This window comes from Sphingobium sp. TomTYG65 (assembly GCF_055395525.1).
The window spans coordinates 2,507,784-2,521,365 of the sequence record NZ_AP027330.1 but is presented as its reverse complement, the minus strand read 5'-3'; the positions used below and the strand labels follow the sequence as shown (position 1 = coordinate 2,521,365).

Annotated in this window: 13 protein-coding genes; 7 read left to right on the top strand and 6 right to left on the bottom strand. The window is 63.9% G+C overall.

Annotated elements, in window-relative coordinates; genetic code table 11:
- Positions 1–86 precede the first annotated feature (86 nt).
- The 5 genes from purH to ACZ5Y5_RS12445 all read left to right on the top strand — a co-directional run bounded on the left by purH (position 87) and on the right by ACZ5Y5_RS12445 (position 6,082).
- Positions 87–1,676, top strand: a complete 1,590-nt coding sequence (purH, locus tag ACZ5Y5_RS12465; RefSeq protein ID WP_464808931.1) for a bifunctional phosphoribosylaminoimidazolecarboxamide formyltransferase/IMP cyclohydrolase — start codon at positions 87–89, stop codon at positions 1,674–1,676.
- A 182-nt stretch (positions 1,677–1,858) separates the two neighbouring features.
- Entirely contained in the window at positions 1,859–2,197 is a 339-nt protein-coding gene (locus ACZ5Y5_RS12460) for a UrcA family protein (RefSeq protein WP_464808930.1), read from the top strand.
- Between the two features lie 126 nt (positions 2,198–2,323).
- The gene (locus tag ACZ5Y5_RS12455; protein ID WP_464808929.1) at positions 2,324–3,850 is read left to right on the top strand and encodes an NAD(P)/FAD-dependent oxidoreductase; all 1,527 of its coding nucleotides are present in this window, start codon (positions 2,324–2,326) and stop codon (positions 3,848–3,850) included.
- Between the two features lie 17 nt (positions 3,851–3,867).
- Positions 3,868–4,272, top strand: a complete 405-nt coding sequence (locus tag ACZ5Y5_RS12450) for a GtrA family protein (RefSeq protein WP_464808928.1) — start codon at positions 3,868–3,870, stop codon at positions 4,270–4,272.
- Between the two features lie 85 nt (positions 4,273–4,357).
- Positions 4,358–6,082, top strand: coding sequence for a hypothetical protein (locus tag ACZ5Y5_RS12445; RefSeq protein ID WP_464808927.1), 1,725 nt, complete (start codon positions 4,358–4,360; stop codon positions 6,080–6,082).
- Here ACZ5Y5_RS12445 and msrB read toward each other — a convergent pair.
- Genes msrB through ACZ5Y5_RS12430 form a run of 3 tightly spaced genes read right to left on the bottom strand, consistent with a single transcriptional unit; the run spans position 6,063 to position 8,704 of the window.
- The gene (gene msrB / locus ACZ5Y5_RS12440; RefSeq protein WP_464808926.1) at positions 6,063–6,539 is read right to left on the bottom strand and encodes a peptide-methionine (R)-S-oxide reductase MsrB; all 477 of its coding nucleotides are present in this window, start codon (positions 6,537–6,539) and stop codon (positions 6,063–6,065) included. The two genes, ACZ5Y5_RS12445 and msrB, sit on opposite strands and share 20 nt — an antisense overlap.
- A 9-nt stretch (positions 6,540–6,548) precedes the next feature.
- Positions 6,549–7,745 (bottom strand): ABC transporter permease, encoded by a 1,197-nt coding sequence (locus ACZ5Y5_RS12435; protein WP_464808925.1) that lies wholly within the window; start codon positions 7,743–7,745, stop codon positions 6,549–6,551.
- Positions 7,742–8,704: an ABC transporter ATP-binding protein gene (locus tag ACZ5Y5_RS12430; RefSeq protein ID WP_464808924.1), complete on the bottom strand. Its 963-nt coding sequence runs from the start codon at positions 8,702–8,704 to the stop codon at positions 7,742–7,744. The genes ACZ5Y5_RS12435 and ACZ5Y5_RS12430 overlap by 4 nt, the downstream gene beginning before the upstream one ends.
- A 22-nt stretch (positions 8,705–8,726) precedes the next feature.
- Between ACZ5Y5_RS12430 and queG the strand changes: the two genes are divergently transcribed.
- Complete coding sequence (queG, locus tag ACZ5Y5_RS12425; RefSeq protein WP_464808923.1) at positions 8,727–9,773, top strand: tRNA epoxyqueuosine(34) reductase QueG; 1,047 nt, start codon at positions 8,727–8,729, stop codon at positions 9,771–9,773.
- Positions 9,774–9,776: 3 nt separating this feature from the next.
- Here the strand turns inward: queG and ACZ5Y5_RS12420 are convergent, their stop codons facing one another.
- A complete protein-coding gene (locus ACZ5Y5_RS12420) occupies positions 9,777–10,148 on the bottom strand; it encodes a hypothetical protein (protein WP_464808922.1) in 372 nt (123 codons plus the stop codon).
- Positions 10,145–10,813 (bottom strand): EI24 domain-containing protein, encoded by a 669-nt coding sequence (locus ACZ5Y5_RS12415; RefSeq protein ID WP_464808921.1) that lies wholly within the window; start codon positions 10,811–10,813, stop codon positions 10,145–10,147. Before ACZ5Y5_RS12415 ends, ACZ5Y5_RS12420 begins: the two co-directional genes overlap by 4 nt.
- A 119-nt stretch (positions 10,814–10,932) precedes the next feature.
- Between ACZ5Y5_RS12415 and ACZ5Y5_RS12410 the strand changes: the two genes are divergently transcribed.
- Positions 10,933–11,934 (top strand): adenosine kinase, encoded by a 1,002-nt coding sequence (locus tag ACZ5Y5_RS12410; RefSeq protein WP_464808920.1) that lies wholly within the window; start codon positions 10,933–10,935, stop codon positions 11,932–11,934.
- A gap of 89 nt (positions 11,935–12,023) precedes the next feature.
- Here the strand turns inward: ACZ5Y5_RS12410 and ACZ5Y5_RS12405 are convergent, their stop codons facing one another.
- Positions 12,024–13,547, bottom strand: coding sequence for a lipopolysaccharide biosynthesis protein (locus ACZ5Y5_RS12405; protein WP_464808919.1), 1,524 nt, complete (start codon positions 13,545–13,547; stop codon positions 12,024–12,026).
- Positions 13,548–13,582: the final 35 nt, after the last annotated feature.

Sequence of the window (13,582 nt, the reverse complement as noted above, 5' to 3'; positions counted from 1 at the left end):
CCCGTTCGGCCCAATCCTATCGCTTGCCGCATCCGCCCAGCAGGATTAGAGGGCGCGGCGAGCCATTGCAGCACACAGGACCTTCCATGACCGACGTCACCATCAAGCGCGCCCTTCTTTCCGTGTCGGACAAGTCCGGCCTTGTCGAACTGGGGCAGGCGCTGGGCAAACATGGCGTTGAGCTGGTATCCACGGGAGGCACCGCCAAGGCGCTGCGCGAGGCCGGGCTGGAGGTAAAGGATATTTCCGACCTGACCGGCTTTCCCGAGATGATGGACGGCCGCGTCAAGACATTGCACCCCAAGGTGCATGGCGGCCTGCTCGCGGTGCGCAACAATGCCGAGCATGTCGCATCGATGCAGGAACATGAAATTGGCGCGATCGACCTGGTCGTCGTCAACCTCTACCCCTTCGCCGCGACGGTCGCCAAGGGCGCCGAACGTGAGGAGATCATCGAAAATATCGACATTGGCGGTCCGTCGATGGTCCGGTCCGCCGCGAAGAACCATGAAAGCGTGGCGATCGTCACCGACCCGGCCGACTATGCGCGCCTGATCGCGGAGATGGAGGAAAAGAGCGGCGCGACCAGCTATGACTTCCGCCGTATGCTGGCGGCCAAAGCCTATGCCGCCACCGCTGCTTATGACTCGATGATCGCCAGCTGGTTCGCCTTTGCCGATCAGGGCGTCGATTTTCCCGAGACGCTGGCGGTGTCGAGCAAGCTTGGATCGACCCTGCGCTATGGCGAAAATCCGCACCAGTCGGCGGCGCTCTATCTGCCGGTCGGGCCTACCGCCAACGGCATTGCCCAGGCGCAGCAGATCCAGGGCAAGGAACTCAGCTACAATAATTACAACGACGCCGACGCCGCGCTGGAGCTGGTCAGCGAGTTCCGCGACGGCCCGCCGACCGTGGTGATCGTGAAGCATGCCAATCCCTGCGGCGTCGCGACCGGCGACACGCTGATCGAAGCCTATGAAGCGGCGCTGGCCTGTGACAGCGTTTCGGCCTTTGGCGGGATCATCGCGGTTAATCGGCCGCTCGATGGCCCCACGGCCGAAGCCATCAGCGGCATCTTCACCGAAGTCGTCGCCGCGCCTGATGCCGATGACGAAGCGAAGGCGATCTTCGCGAAGAAGAAGAACCTTCGCCTGCTGCTGACCGGCGAGCTGCCCGATCCGGCGCGCACCGGCCTTCAGCTGAAGAGCATCGCCGGTGGGCTGCTGGTGCAGAGCCGCGACAATGGCCGGGTCAGCCGCGACCAGTTGAAGGTCGTGACCAAGCGCGCGCCGACAAGCCAAGAACTTAATGATTGCCTGTTCGCCTGGACGGTCGCGAAGCATGTGAAGTCCAACGCCATCGTCTATGCCAAGGGCAACAGCACTGCCGGCATTGGCGCTGGCCAGATGAACCGCCTGGAATCCGCGCGCATTGCGGCATGGAAGGCCAAAGACGCCGCCGAAAAGGCTGGCTGGGCACAGCCACGCACCATCGGTTCGGCAGTCGCCTCCGATGCCTTCTTCCCCTTCGCCGACGGATTGCTGGCGGCAGTCGAGGCGGGCGCGACGGCGGTGATCCAGCCGGGCGGATCGATCCGCGACGAGGAAGTCATCGCTGCTGCCGACGAGGCGGGTCTGGCCATGGTCTTCACCGGCATGCGGCACTTCCGCCACTAAAGAAAAAATGATGCGGGTGCGAAGGCACCAATTTCCTTTCGCGCCCGCAAAAATCCCGCTTTTCTGCCACTTTCCACGAATTGGCCTCTTTTCATCACCCTGCACGGGACCTATTTTGCTCCCGACCCTCCACCCACGTCAGGCGTTGGGCAGACCTTCATAAAGTTCGCAGGAGACATAGGATGACCAGAAAGACGTTGGCGGCATTTGCCGCCGCGATGACCTTAGCCCTTCCCGCTTCGGCGCTCGCTCTCAGCAACGACATGGACGTGATCGTCGATGGCCGCATGGGAACGGAAACGCGCAGCATCGCGGTGTCGGTCGCCGACCTGAACCTCGCCAGCACCCACGACGCACGACTGGCCGATTCGCGCATCACGCGTGCGGCCAAGCAGGTGTGCGGCTGGATGAACGGCTCCATCCAGCAGCCGACCCGCGAATTCCGCACCTGCTATGGCGCCGCACTTGGCGAAGCGCGCAGCGACCTCGACAGCCTGGCCCAGGCGCAGCGTCAGGGCTGATCCCCGATCGTAAAAGGCGAGGCTGTCACCAGGCGGCCTCGCCTGCATCCTTACTCGGCTATTAACCATTCCTTAGATGATTTCCTTCACTCCCGATGGTAGAAGCAAGCCTACGGGGGGCATTGAATGCCGGGTATCGACCAGAATGTGGATGTCGCCATTATCGGCGCGGGTCCGGCAGGCCTTACCGCGGCCTATCTCCTCACCAAAAAGGGCTATTCGGTCACCGTCATCGAAAAGGACCCGGTTTATGTCGGCGGCATCAGTCGTACGGTGGAATTGAACGGCTTTCGGTTCGACATTGGCGGACACCGCTTCTTTTCCAAGTCGAAAGAGGTGGTCGATCTCTGGAATGAGATCCTGCCCAACGACTTCATCCAGCGTCCGCGGATGAGCCGCATCTATTATGAGGGCAAGTTCTACAGCTATCCGCTGCGGGCGTTCGAGGCGCTGTGGAATCTCGGCCTGTGGCGCTCCACCCTTTGCATGGCGAGCTTTGCGAAGGCCAAGCTGCTGCCCAACCGGAACGTCCGATCCTTTCAGGATTGGACCGTGAACGCCTTCGGTCACAAGCTCTTCTCCATTTTCTTCAAGACCTACACTGAGAAGGTCTGGGGCATGCCCTGCGACGAAATGTCCGCCGATTGGGCCGCCCAGCGGATCAAGGGATTGTCGCTCTGGGGCGCGGTGAAGGACGGGTTGAAGCGCTCGCTGGGGCTCAACAAGCGGCCCAATGACGGCATGGAGACCAAGACGCTGCTGGAAAGCTTCCGCTATCCGCGCCTTGGCCCCGGCATGATGTGGGAAGCGGCGCGCGATTCGGTGGTGGCTGGCGGTAATCAGGTGCTGATGGCCCATAGCCTCAAGCAGCTTGCCCGCGATGACGCGACGGGGCTGTGGCAGATGGTGGCGCAAGGCGTCGATGGCGATGTGCTGCTGAAGGCGAAGCATGTCGTCAGCTCCGCACCGATGCGCGAGCTGGCCGGACGCATCCATCCCCTGCCCGCCACGCTGGGCAACGCGATGGAACTTAAATATCGCGACTTCCTGACCGTGGCGCTGATGATCAAGTCGGACGATCTTTTCCCCGATAACTGGATCTACATTCACGATTCGAAGGTGCAGGTCGGCCGTATTCAGAATTTCCGCAGCTGGTCGCCGGAAATGGTGCCCGATCCATCGCTGGCCTGTGTGGGCCTGGAATATTTCTGCTTCGAAGGCGACGGCCTCTGGTCCGCGAGCGACGATGAACTGGTCGAACTCGCCAAGCGCGAGATGGCCATATTGGGTCTTTGCAACCCCAAGGATGTCGTCGGCGGCGCGGTGGTTCGCCAGGAAAAAGCCTATCCGGTTTATGATGACGATTATGCCGCCAATGTGCTGGCAATGCGGAGCGAGCTTGAGCAGCTGTATCCGAGCCTGCATCTGGTCGGCCGCAACGGCATGCATCGCTACAATAATCAGGATCATGCGATGATGACGGCGATGCTGACGGTGCGCAACATTGAAGCGGGCCAGCGACTCTTCGATACATGGGCCGTCAACGAAGACGCCGAATATCATGAGGCGGGCGAGGAAGGCGAGGATGCGGCCGGCCAGAAAGCCGCGCTCGGTAGCCTGCGGCTCGTACCCAGCCGCCTCAAAGCCGCGTGAAGGTGGCGACGGCGTCCATGAACATCGGCAGCATGGCAGCGGCGATTGCCGCTCGATTCACTTTCCTCCGCTATTTGCTCGCGAGCCTGTGCGCGCTTTCGGGTGACATGCTGCTGTTCCTGGCCCTGCTGCGGCTGGAGATGCCTGCCGCGGCGGCTGGGGCTATCGGCTATGTGGGCGGGCTCCTGCTCCACTGGCTGATCAGTGTGCGGTTCGTCTTCACCTCTGCCCGAAGGCCGACACATGGGCAGCGGCTGGGCTTCGCGATCAGCGCGGCGGTCGGCCTTGCCATCACGACGGGCGTGATCAGCGCACTTGGGGCTGCAGGATTGGCGCCTGCCCTAGCCAAGCTCTTCGCCATTCCGGTGAGCTTCCTGTCGGTTTACGCGATCCGGAAATATGGCGTCTTCGCCGCTAGCTAAGGTCCGATCAGGTCTGACACGCGACCTGGGTGTGACGATCACACCGCATCCACGCTGGCTCGTCCTGGCGTGGATAGCCTGCTGCATGGTCTTGCTGTGGCTGACGCGCGGCGAATTCAACGCGCTCGGTTTTCGCGACCCTGATGACGCCATGCGCCTCCAACAAGTGCGGGACTGGATCGGCGGGCAACCCTTTCTGGACGTCAGCCAGCATCGGGTGAATCCGCCTGCCGGCGGCCCGATGCACTGGTCGCGGATCGTCGATATGCCGATCGCGGCGATGATCCTGATGCTACGGCCGGTCGTGGGCGCGCATCTGGCCGAAGTGCTGGCCTGCGCGATGGTGCCGCTGCTGCTGTTGGGCGGCCTCGCCTGGGCGCTGCATGTCGCCACCCGTCGGATCGCGGACGAGGCGACAGCGATGCTCGCGCCTGTGCTGCTACTGCTGACGCCGACCATCCTGGTACAATTCGGGCCTTTGCGGATCGATCATCATGGATGGCAGATCCTGATGGCGACGATCGCGCTGGCGGGCGCGATGGATTCGCGTGGAGCGCGGGGCGGCGCTGTGGCTGGCATCGCAATGGCGGTGTGGCTGCAGATATCGAGCGAGGGACTGCCCTATGCCGCGTTGTTCGCCGCGATATTTGCACTTCACCAATGGCTGAACGGGAAAGAGACGGCTCGTTTCATCGCCTATGCCGCCACGCTCGGTAGCGCATCATTGCCTCTGCTCGCCTTGCTCCGGGGCACTGCACCTCTCCTCCAGGCGCAATGCGACGCGCTATCTTCGGCCTATGTCTGGCCTTTGCTCGCCTTCGGAGCCGCGACGCCGCTCGCCTTCCGGGTCATCGGTCCTATGTCTGCCAAAGGACGTTTTGTCGCGGCAGGCTTGGGCGGAGGGGCGGCCGCTGCGCTGTTCCTCATAACCGGGCGCCCTTGCCTGACGGGTGACCCTTTTCAGGCATTGGGGCCCGTCGCCTATAAACTCTGGTATTTGCAGGTGATGGAAGGGCGACCGATTTGGGAGCAGGGACGCTCGATGATCGGCCTGATCCTGCTGCCGCCGATTGCGGGCTTGGCAGGCTCCATCATGGCCGCGCGCAACGCCCGGACAAGGGAAGCGCGCGATCGCTGGCTGGTGGTGGCGCTGCTTCTAACGGGCGCGACGATGGTGGCCATGCTGGTGATGCGGGCTATGTCGGTAGCGCATGTCATTGCCCTGCCCGGAATTGCCTGGCTCATGCTGACGCTTTTCCGGCGTGCGCAGCAGCAACCCGCGACGCTGGTCCGCGTGTTCGCTTCATCGGCGGTGGCCTTGCTGACGCCCGCCGCTTTATGCGCCGCCTGGATCGGAGCCATGACGGTGACCCGCAAAAGCGAGGAGAAAGCGCCGACCACCGCCAGTGAATGCCGGACGGAGGCGGCGCTGGGGCCGCTTCGCCAATTGCCTCCATCGACGCTGTTCGCGCCATTGGACATGGGGCCGGATATCTTGATCCGCACGCGCCACGATGTGATCGGCACTGCGCATCACCGCAACGCTGCAGGCATTACCGCCGTGGTCGAAGGCTTTACCGCGCCACCCGCTCGCGCTCGCATGATCCTGAGCAGGCTGAATGGCGGGAAGGGGCCCGATTATCTGATCACTTGCCCTGGCCTCAACGAATTTGAACATTATGCCAAGGAGCATGAGGGCAGTTTGGCGGCGGTGCTGGCCAAGGGCAAGCCACCCGCATGGCTGACGCCCGCCACACCCGCGAGCGCAAAATCCCTGCGCGTCTATAAGGTCATGCTGCGGCGAAACTGAGCGCTACGCCGTTCATGCAATAGCGTTTGCCGGTCGGCGGCGGGCCGTCGTCGAACACATGGCCGAGATGACCGCCACAGCGCGCGCAATGCACCTCCACGCGCGGATAGACGAGGGCAAAGTCGCGCGACGTACCGGTTGCCCGCGGCAGCGGCGCCCAAAAGCTGGGCCAGCCCGTGCCGCTGTCAAACTTGGTCTTCGCATCGAACAGAGGTAGCGCACAGCCTGCGCAGCGGAAGACACCGGCCCGATGTTCCTTGTTGAGCGGGCTGGTGAAGGGATGCTCCGTCGCCTGCTTCCGCAAAACCTGATAGGCGAGCGGGCTGAGACGCTTGCGCCACTCTGCGTCGGACAGGGTGAAGGGGTAGGCGGCTTCAGCTTCTGAAAGTCCCAGCCTCCAGAAGGCCATGGCCGCAACGCTGCAAAGAGCGCCGTTCAGAAGATGCCGTCGGGTCATCATGCCGGATTATTTTACCACGGCTGAGCGCCGCCTGAACAGCCTGCCGCCGCTCGCTTGGCCGGACTTCAGCACATGACGGCGGAACAGCCATACGCCGAGGCGGATGATCACCGCCACCCAGCAAGCCTGCCAGACGATCGCCAGAAGGTGTGGCCAGATTGACGCATCCTGCGCGGCCCGGGCGATCATCGCGAAGGGCGAGGAGAAAGGGAAGATGATGGCGGCAATCTCCGGAGTGGAGCCCATATGATCGACCGCATAGGTGGCGAAGAAAAAGATGCCCATTTGCGCCATGGTCACCGGCATGTTCAGGGTCTGCACCTCCCGCACCGTGGCGGCTTGAGCGCCGATGCCCAGGAACAGCGAACCTAGCAGGGCGTAGGCCATGGTGAAATAGACGGCCCCCAGCAGCAGGAAGACGGGCCAACCGACAGCGGGCGTGGGCGGCGCGATGTCGGGACCGGCGAGCAGCTTGACGCCCGCGACTATCCCCGATCCCCAGAAACAGATGCCGACGAAGCTCATCGCCAGCATGGCGAGCAGCTTGCCAAGGAAAACGGCGTCGATCGGCACGGCGGCGGCCAAAATCTCAATCACCTTGTTGGTCTTTTCTTCCACCAGGTTGGAAAGGACCATGCCCGCCAGCAGCATCGTCAGCAGGAAGATCAGCACCTGCGCCGCCCTGCCGGTCAGCAGGCGTGACTGCGCTTCTGCACCCGCACTGGCCGCGACCAGTTGCTTGCCGACCTGCACATGGGGAAGCCGCTCGCCCGCCAGCGCGGCGCTGGCGAGCAGGCTGACATCGCCCTCCAGCATGGCGATATCGCCGCTCTTGCCAGTGAGTATTGGCCGCTCGACAGTGCCGGATACGATCGCAATAAAACGCGCATCCGGGCGGGCGAGGATCGTTCGAGGATCGCCCCTGGGCGCGCGCTGGAGCCGGGGCAGATTGTCCGCACCCATCCGGGCAGAAAGGATGCGATGCGCCCGCTCCATCCTTCCGCCATCCTCCGCCTTCATGGCGATCCCGATCGTGGGGCGCAGGCTTTCGGTCGTGATCTTTTCCCCAAGGCCGCCAAAAGCCATGCCGATGATCACGGGGAAGAGCGGCCCCAGCAGGAACAGGATGAAGGTTTTCGAGAAGATGACCGCCGAAAAATCCCGGCGGGCGATGACCAGAGCGGCACGCAGGACTTCACTCATGCCGCGCCCTCCCCTTCCACATCCTGCATCTGTCGTGCGGCAGCGGCTCCGGCGATCGAGACAAAGGCGTCGTGCAGGCCGGGACGTTCGATCGAAAGGCTTTCTATGCCAGCATGGCCATCAAGGAGGGCGCGCAGCAGCGGTTCGATGCCTTCGTCGGGTAGATCGAAATGCCAGGCTCCATCGGCCGCCAATGTCTCGGCAGGCAGCGCCCTGCGCCAGCCGCCATCACTGGCGCGTGTGCGCAAGCGGACCTTGGGGCGCAGCTGATCGCGCGCCTCGCTCACCGACCCTTCAAAACGGATGCGTCCGCCAGCGACAATGGCGATGCGTTCGCACAGCCGTTCGGCATGGGCGATAACATGGGTGGAAAAAAGGACGGTGACTCCGCGCTTCGCCTGCTCGCGGATCAACAGCTCCAGCTTGCCCTGATTGATCGCGTCCAGCCCCGAAAAGGGTTCGTCCAGCACGATCAGCCGGGGTTCGTGCACGATGGTGCCGAACAGCTGGACCGTCTGCGCCATGCCTTTCGACAATTGGCGGATCGGCTTGTCGACGGAATCGCCCATGCCATGTTCGATCAGCATGGCCCGCGCGCGTTCGCGGCCGACCTTCAGCGGCAAGCCGCGCAATGCGCCCATGAACGCGATAGCCTCATAGGCCTTCATCGATGGGTAAAGGCCGCGCTCCTCGGGAAGATAGCCTATGATGCGCGCCTGGCGCAGCGGAACATCATCACCCAGCAGGGTGCGGCGGCCTTCATCCGGATCGATGATGCCGAGCAGAGTGCGCAGCAGCGTCGTCTTGCCTGCTCCATTGGGGCCCAAAATGCCGTAGATCGACCCGGCGGGCACCGCGAGGTCGATGCCATCGACTGCCCGGAAAGTGCCGAATGTCTTGACAAGACCATGGCCTTCGACGGCATAGGTCGGGGAAGGAGCCGGAGCAGTACCGATCATCCGACCCTGATAGTCGCACACTATGCCAACGCAAACCGAAACCTTGGAACAGCGCCTGAAGGCAGAGGCGGAGCGGCTGGGCTTTGCCGCATGCGCCATTGCGCGCGCCGATGCTGCGCCCGAAGCGGGCCGAAGGCTGCGGCAATGGCTGGACGCGGGACATCATGGCGAGATGCTGTGGATGGAAGATCGGGCCGATCAGCGAGGTTCGCCGCGGGGGCTATGGCCCGATGTGCGCAGCGTCATCATGCTGGGAATGAGCTATGCGCCCGGCCGTGATCCGCTGGCGCTGGCGGAGGTGGGCGATCGGGGACGAATTTCCGTCTATGCGCAGGGGCGTGACTATCATGATGTGGTCAAGAAGGGGCTGAAAAGCCTCGCGCGCTGGCTGGTGGAACAACAGCAGAGCGCGCTCAAGGTGTTCGTCGATACCGCGCCGGTGATGGAAAAGCCCCTCGCCGAGGCGGCGGGGCTAGGCTGGCAGGGCAAGCACAGCAATCTCGTCAGCCGTACCCATGGCAGCTGGCTGTTCCTGGGCGCCATCTATAGCGAAATCGCGCTGGAACCCGATGCGGCGGAAGTCGATCATTGCGGCAGTTGCACTGCCTGCCAGACGGCCTGCCCAACAGATGCCTTCCCGTCCCCCTATGTGGTCGATGCGCGGCGGTGCATTTCCTACCTCACCATCGAGCATAAGGGGCCGATCCCCGAAGAATTCCGCGCCGGGATCGGCAACCGCATCTATGGCTGCGACGATTGCTTGGCGGTATGCCCGTGGAACAAGTTCGCCAATGCGGCGGCGGCGAACAAGGCTTTCATCGGGCGGGCGGAACTGGCGGCGCCGGAGCTGGGCGATCTCCTGGCGATGGATGATGCCGGTTTTCGCGAGATCTTCTCGGGCTCGCCGATCAAGCGGATCGGGCGCAACCGGATGGTGCGCAATGCTGCGATCGCCGCCGGGAATAGCGGCGAGAAGCGGTTGATCGAGCGATTGCAACCACTGCTGAACGATGAAGACCCGGTGGTGGCGGAAGCGGCCGACTGGGCGATCGGGCGATTGTCCGGCTAGAGGCTATCTCGCCTGGAGAGCGGAAGCGCAAGCGGCGGGATCGATATCCGTTCCCGCCGGGTTGCGGGCATCGACATGGGTGACGACCGGCTCCCGTCCCTGCGCAGGCGCATAGAGATAGGCGTCGAGTACGCAGCGGCCATTGGCGAACTGCAGCTTGCGCATCGTGCTTTCGCGAATGTCGAGGCGCGGCGTGCCGAACTGCTGGATGAGGTGGCGCGCATCCATGCCCATGAGCGGGCCGGAGCGCATGAAGGCGCTGGCGGGCGGACCCGCGGGCGGGCGGCTGACCGGCGCGGGCGGCACGATCGATCCGCCGCAGGCCGCGAGCGGCAGCGCGAGGGCAGCGCCGAGGATCAGGCGGACAAAGTTCATCGCGGCTTGCTTCCGGCACCGTGCAGCATGTGCACCGCCATAGCCGCGCTCCAGATCGGTGCAAGCAGGTTGATGAAGGGCAGCAGGAAGAGAAGCGTCGAGACGAGCCCCATGAGCCATCGGCGGATGCGGGGGATAGACGGCAGCGCGGGGTGGCGAGGCTCGACCATGTCGGCAAGGTCCCGGCCGAGCAGATAGGCGTTGAGGGCGAGGAACAATCCGATCGTTCCGACGCCGGTGACGAGCAGGACGAGATAGGCAGGCAAGGCCACCAGGTTCCAGCCGATCGTACGGGCTGCCGAAGCGAGGGCAAATCGGAGGCTGGGGCCGACGCCGAGGGAGCGCGCATTTGCGGCTGCGGCGGGATAGCTGTCGCGCTCTACTGCAATGATGATATCGTCCGCGAAGATGTTCATGACCGCCATGGCGATGGTGCGAAACAACAGCCAGGCCAGCGCGGCCACGCCAAGGGTGGTAGCGGCGGCTTCGGCCATGCCGCCCCCGCCCCAGCCGAAATAGACGCGTACTGCATGCACCGCCGTCCACAGGCCAAGCCCCGCCATGGCGAATATCAGTAGCGTCAAAGCCAGGCTTTTGCCGAACAGGCGCAGGGCAGCGGGATGGAAGATTACGGGTAAGGCGCGCAGGGCAGCGATGATCACCATGACCCCGCTATCCCGCGCCCGGCCCAAGCCGTCAATCAGCGGCGTTGCGCGCAGCCGTGCGGGTCGATAGACACGGCGCGATTTTCAAGACCTTTCCCCTCAATCGACAAGGATATCGCGTGACCGCTGCTGCCCCCTCGCTAGATGTTGTCGCGATCGGCAACGCCATCGTCGATGTGCTCGCCCCGAGTGACGACGCGTTCCTGGCCGAACATGCGCTGACCAAAGGCGGCATGCAGCTGATCGACGCAGCGACGGCGGAAAGCCTTTATGCCGACATGGGTGCGGGCAAGGAGGTCAGCGGCGGGTCAGCGGCTAATACACTCGCGGGGCTGGCGGCGCTGGGCAAGCGGTGCGGCTTCATCGGTCAGGTCTGCGACGACCAGTTGGGTGAGGTGTTCGCCCATGACGTGCGCGCGCTTGGCATCCGCTATGACACGCCGGCGGCCAAGGGTGACGTGCCCACTGCCCGCTGCCTGATCCTGGTCACCCCGGATGCGCAGCGGACGATGAACACCTTCCTTGGCGCATCGCAGTTCCTGCCGGAATCCGCGCTGGATCTGGATCTCATCCGGTCGGCGTCGATCCTCTATCTGGAGGGCTATCTGTGGGACCCGGAACAGCCCCGCGCGGCGATGCGGGCGGCGATTGATGCCGCACGCGGCGCTGACCGGAAGGTCGCCTTCACCCTGTCGGACGGCTTCGTGATCGAGCGGCACCGGGCGGACTTTGTCGATCTGATCGATCAGGGGCTGATCGACATCCTCTTTTCCAACGAACATGAGATCCAGGCGCTGGCCCAGATCGATGATTTCGACAAGGCGGTGGCATCCTTCGCCGGGCGGGTGCCGGTGCTGGTTTCGACACGGAGCGAAAAGGGCGCGATCGCCGTGGTGGATGGGCTCCGCTACGAAGTGCCCGCAGCGCCTGTGGCGCAGGTGATCGATACGACTGGCGCAGGCGATCTGTTCGCGTCCGGGTTCCTGGCCGGGCATATCGAGGGGCTTGATGTGCACCACTGCCTTGAACTCGGCGCGGCGGCGGCGGCGGAAGTGATTTCGCACTGGGGCGCGCGGCCGGAGGCGGATCTGCAGGCGATGCGGGCGAAACTGCTGGGTTGATGGAGCGAGTTCGTTCGGGCGAAGTCGGAACCTGCGTTTCTCGACTTCGCTCGAAACGAACGGGAGAGAGCGGGATGCTGGGGCGGCTGTCAGGCCGGCTTTTGCCGCCGGAAGAGGGCGCGGTCCTCTGACCCGAAGCCCCAGCGCCAGATGACGAAGCCATAGACGCCCAGGATCGTGGCGACGCCGAAGACCAGTTCGACCCACTCATATTCACGGGGCAGAGCGACAAAGGCCGCCCCCACGATGCAGGCCACACCGCAAGCGCTGAGCAGCGGCCATCGCCAGGCATTCACTTTCGCCCCCAGCAGATGCGACAGCAGCCGCGCCTTCACCAGCGCGCCGACGCCCAGCGCGATGCTGAGCGCCAGGGCAGGCGCAGCGGCAATAGCCATGGGCGACAGATTGAAGCGCTTCGCCAACAGAATAAGCCCGAAGCTGAGTGCCGCCTGCAGGCCGATCATGAACAGCGAGATCATGAGATTGCGGTGGCGGGCGATATAGACCAGCGCGGATTCACTGACGACCGCCGTGGCGGCGACGACCTCCGCCAGCAGGAGGAAGGCGAGCGCGCCGGTGCCGCCCACGAAATGCGGGCCGACAAGGCCCATCACGGCTTCGCCGGGAATGCCAAGTGCCAAAGCGATGCCAGCCTGTGCAGCGATAATCCAGAAGCCGACCTGGCTCACCTGCTTGGCGATGGCAGCGAGATTGCCTTCCGCCAGATTGCGGGTGATGACCGGCCCCAGGATGGGGTCGAAGCTGGTCTTGAGCTTTTGCGGCAGCGAGGCGACCTGCTGCGCGACATAATAGACGCCAACCACCGCCGGGCTGACGAACAGGCCGAGAATGGCGAGGTCCAAGCGGCGCGATCCCCATTCGACGCCATCAGCTGCAGCGAGCGGCAGGTTGCGGCGGGCCAGCCGCCAGAGCCTGCCGCCATCGGGCCGCCAGCCATAGGGTATGCCATAATGACGGGTCATCGGAATGATCGAGGCGACCAAAGCCGCGACCATGGACACGACATAGGAGAGGATCAGGCCGTCGCGGGTCGAATAGAAGGCGAAGGCGAAGGCGCCGATGCTGATCGCCCAAGGCTCTATGATCGAACGCGCCCGAACGGTGGCGCCGATATCGAAGCGATAGGCGCAGGCGGCTAGCGCCACGTCTGAGCCGGCCACCGCTATGACGATGAGGGCGAGCAGCCTGTCGAGCCCGTTGATGCCGCTGTTGGGGAACATCGCCTGGGGAAAGGCGACCAGCAGGCCGCTACCGATCAACGCTGCGATCAGCGTTACGAGCATCGCATCGGTGACGACATGGCTGTGCGGCCGCTCCGTCTGGGCGAGCGCCCCGGCGAGGCCGCGTTTCAGCCCGAGGGTAGCGAGTTGCGCAACGAACTCGACAACCAAGACGGCATAGGCGAAGCGGCCAAGGGCATCCGCGCCGTACCAACGCCCCGCGATGAACAGGAAGGGCAGACGCGCGGCCAGACGCAGCAGAAAGCCGAAGATGTTGGTGCGGCCGCCCTTGGCGAGCGCCGCAATATCATCCTGTTGCGAAGAGGAGGCTTGCTCAGCCGGCAAAGAATGTAGGTCCCCCTGTCGCGTCATATTTTGTGGTGCCGAATGGTAAACAATAAATCAGG

Coding starts and splice junctions, on each gene's coding strand:
- msrB (WP_464808926.1), bottom strand. CDS start 6,539: ATGACCCGACGGCATCTTCTGAACGGCGCTCTTTGCAGCGTTGCGGCC.
- ACZ5Y5_RS12415 (WP_464808921.1), bottom strand. CDS start 10,813: ATGGTGATCATCGCTGCCCTGCGCGCCTTACCCGTAATCTTCCATCCC.
- ACZ5Y5_RS12450 (WP_464808928.1), top strand. CDS start 3,868: ATGAACATCGGCAGCATGGCAGCGGCGATTGCCGCTCGATTCACTTTC.
- ACZ5Y5_RS12455 (WP_464808929.1), top strand. CDS start 2,324: ATGCCGGGTATCGACCAGAATGTGGATGTCGCCATTATCGGCGCGGGT.
- ACZ5Y5_RS12445 (WP_464808927.1), top strand. CDS start 4,358: ATGGTCTTGCTGTGGCTGACGCGCGGCGAATTCAACGCGCTCGGTTTT.
- ACZ5Y5_RS12460 (WP_464808930.1), top strand. CDS start 1,859: ATGACCAGAAAGACGTTGGCGGCATTTGCCGCCGCGATGACCTTAGCC.
- ACZ5Y5_RS12405 (WP_464808919.1), bottom strand. CDS start 13,547: ATGACGCGACAGGGGGACCTACATTCTTTGCCGGCTGAGCAAGCCTCC.
- ACZ5Y5_RS12435 (WP_464808925.1), bottom strand. CDS start 7,745: ATGAGTGAAGTCCTGCGTGCCGCTCTGGTCATCGCCCGCCGGGATTTT.
- ACZ5Y5_RS12430 (WP_464808924.1), bottom strand. CDS start 8,704: ATGATCGGTACTGCTCCGGCTCCTTCCCCGACCTATGCCGTCGAAGGC.
- queG (WP_464808923.1), top strand. CDS start 8,727: ATGCCAACGCAAACCGAAACCTTGGAACAGCGCCTGAAGGCAGAGGCG.
- purH (WP_464808931.1), top strand. CDS start 87: ATGACCGACGTCACCATCAAGCGCGCCCTTCTTTCCGTGTCGGACAAG.
- ACZ5Y5_RS12420 (WP_464808922.1), bottom strand. CDS start 10,148: ATGAACTTTGTCCGCCTGATCCTCGGCGCTGCCCTCGCGCTGCCGCTC.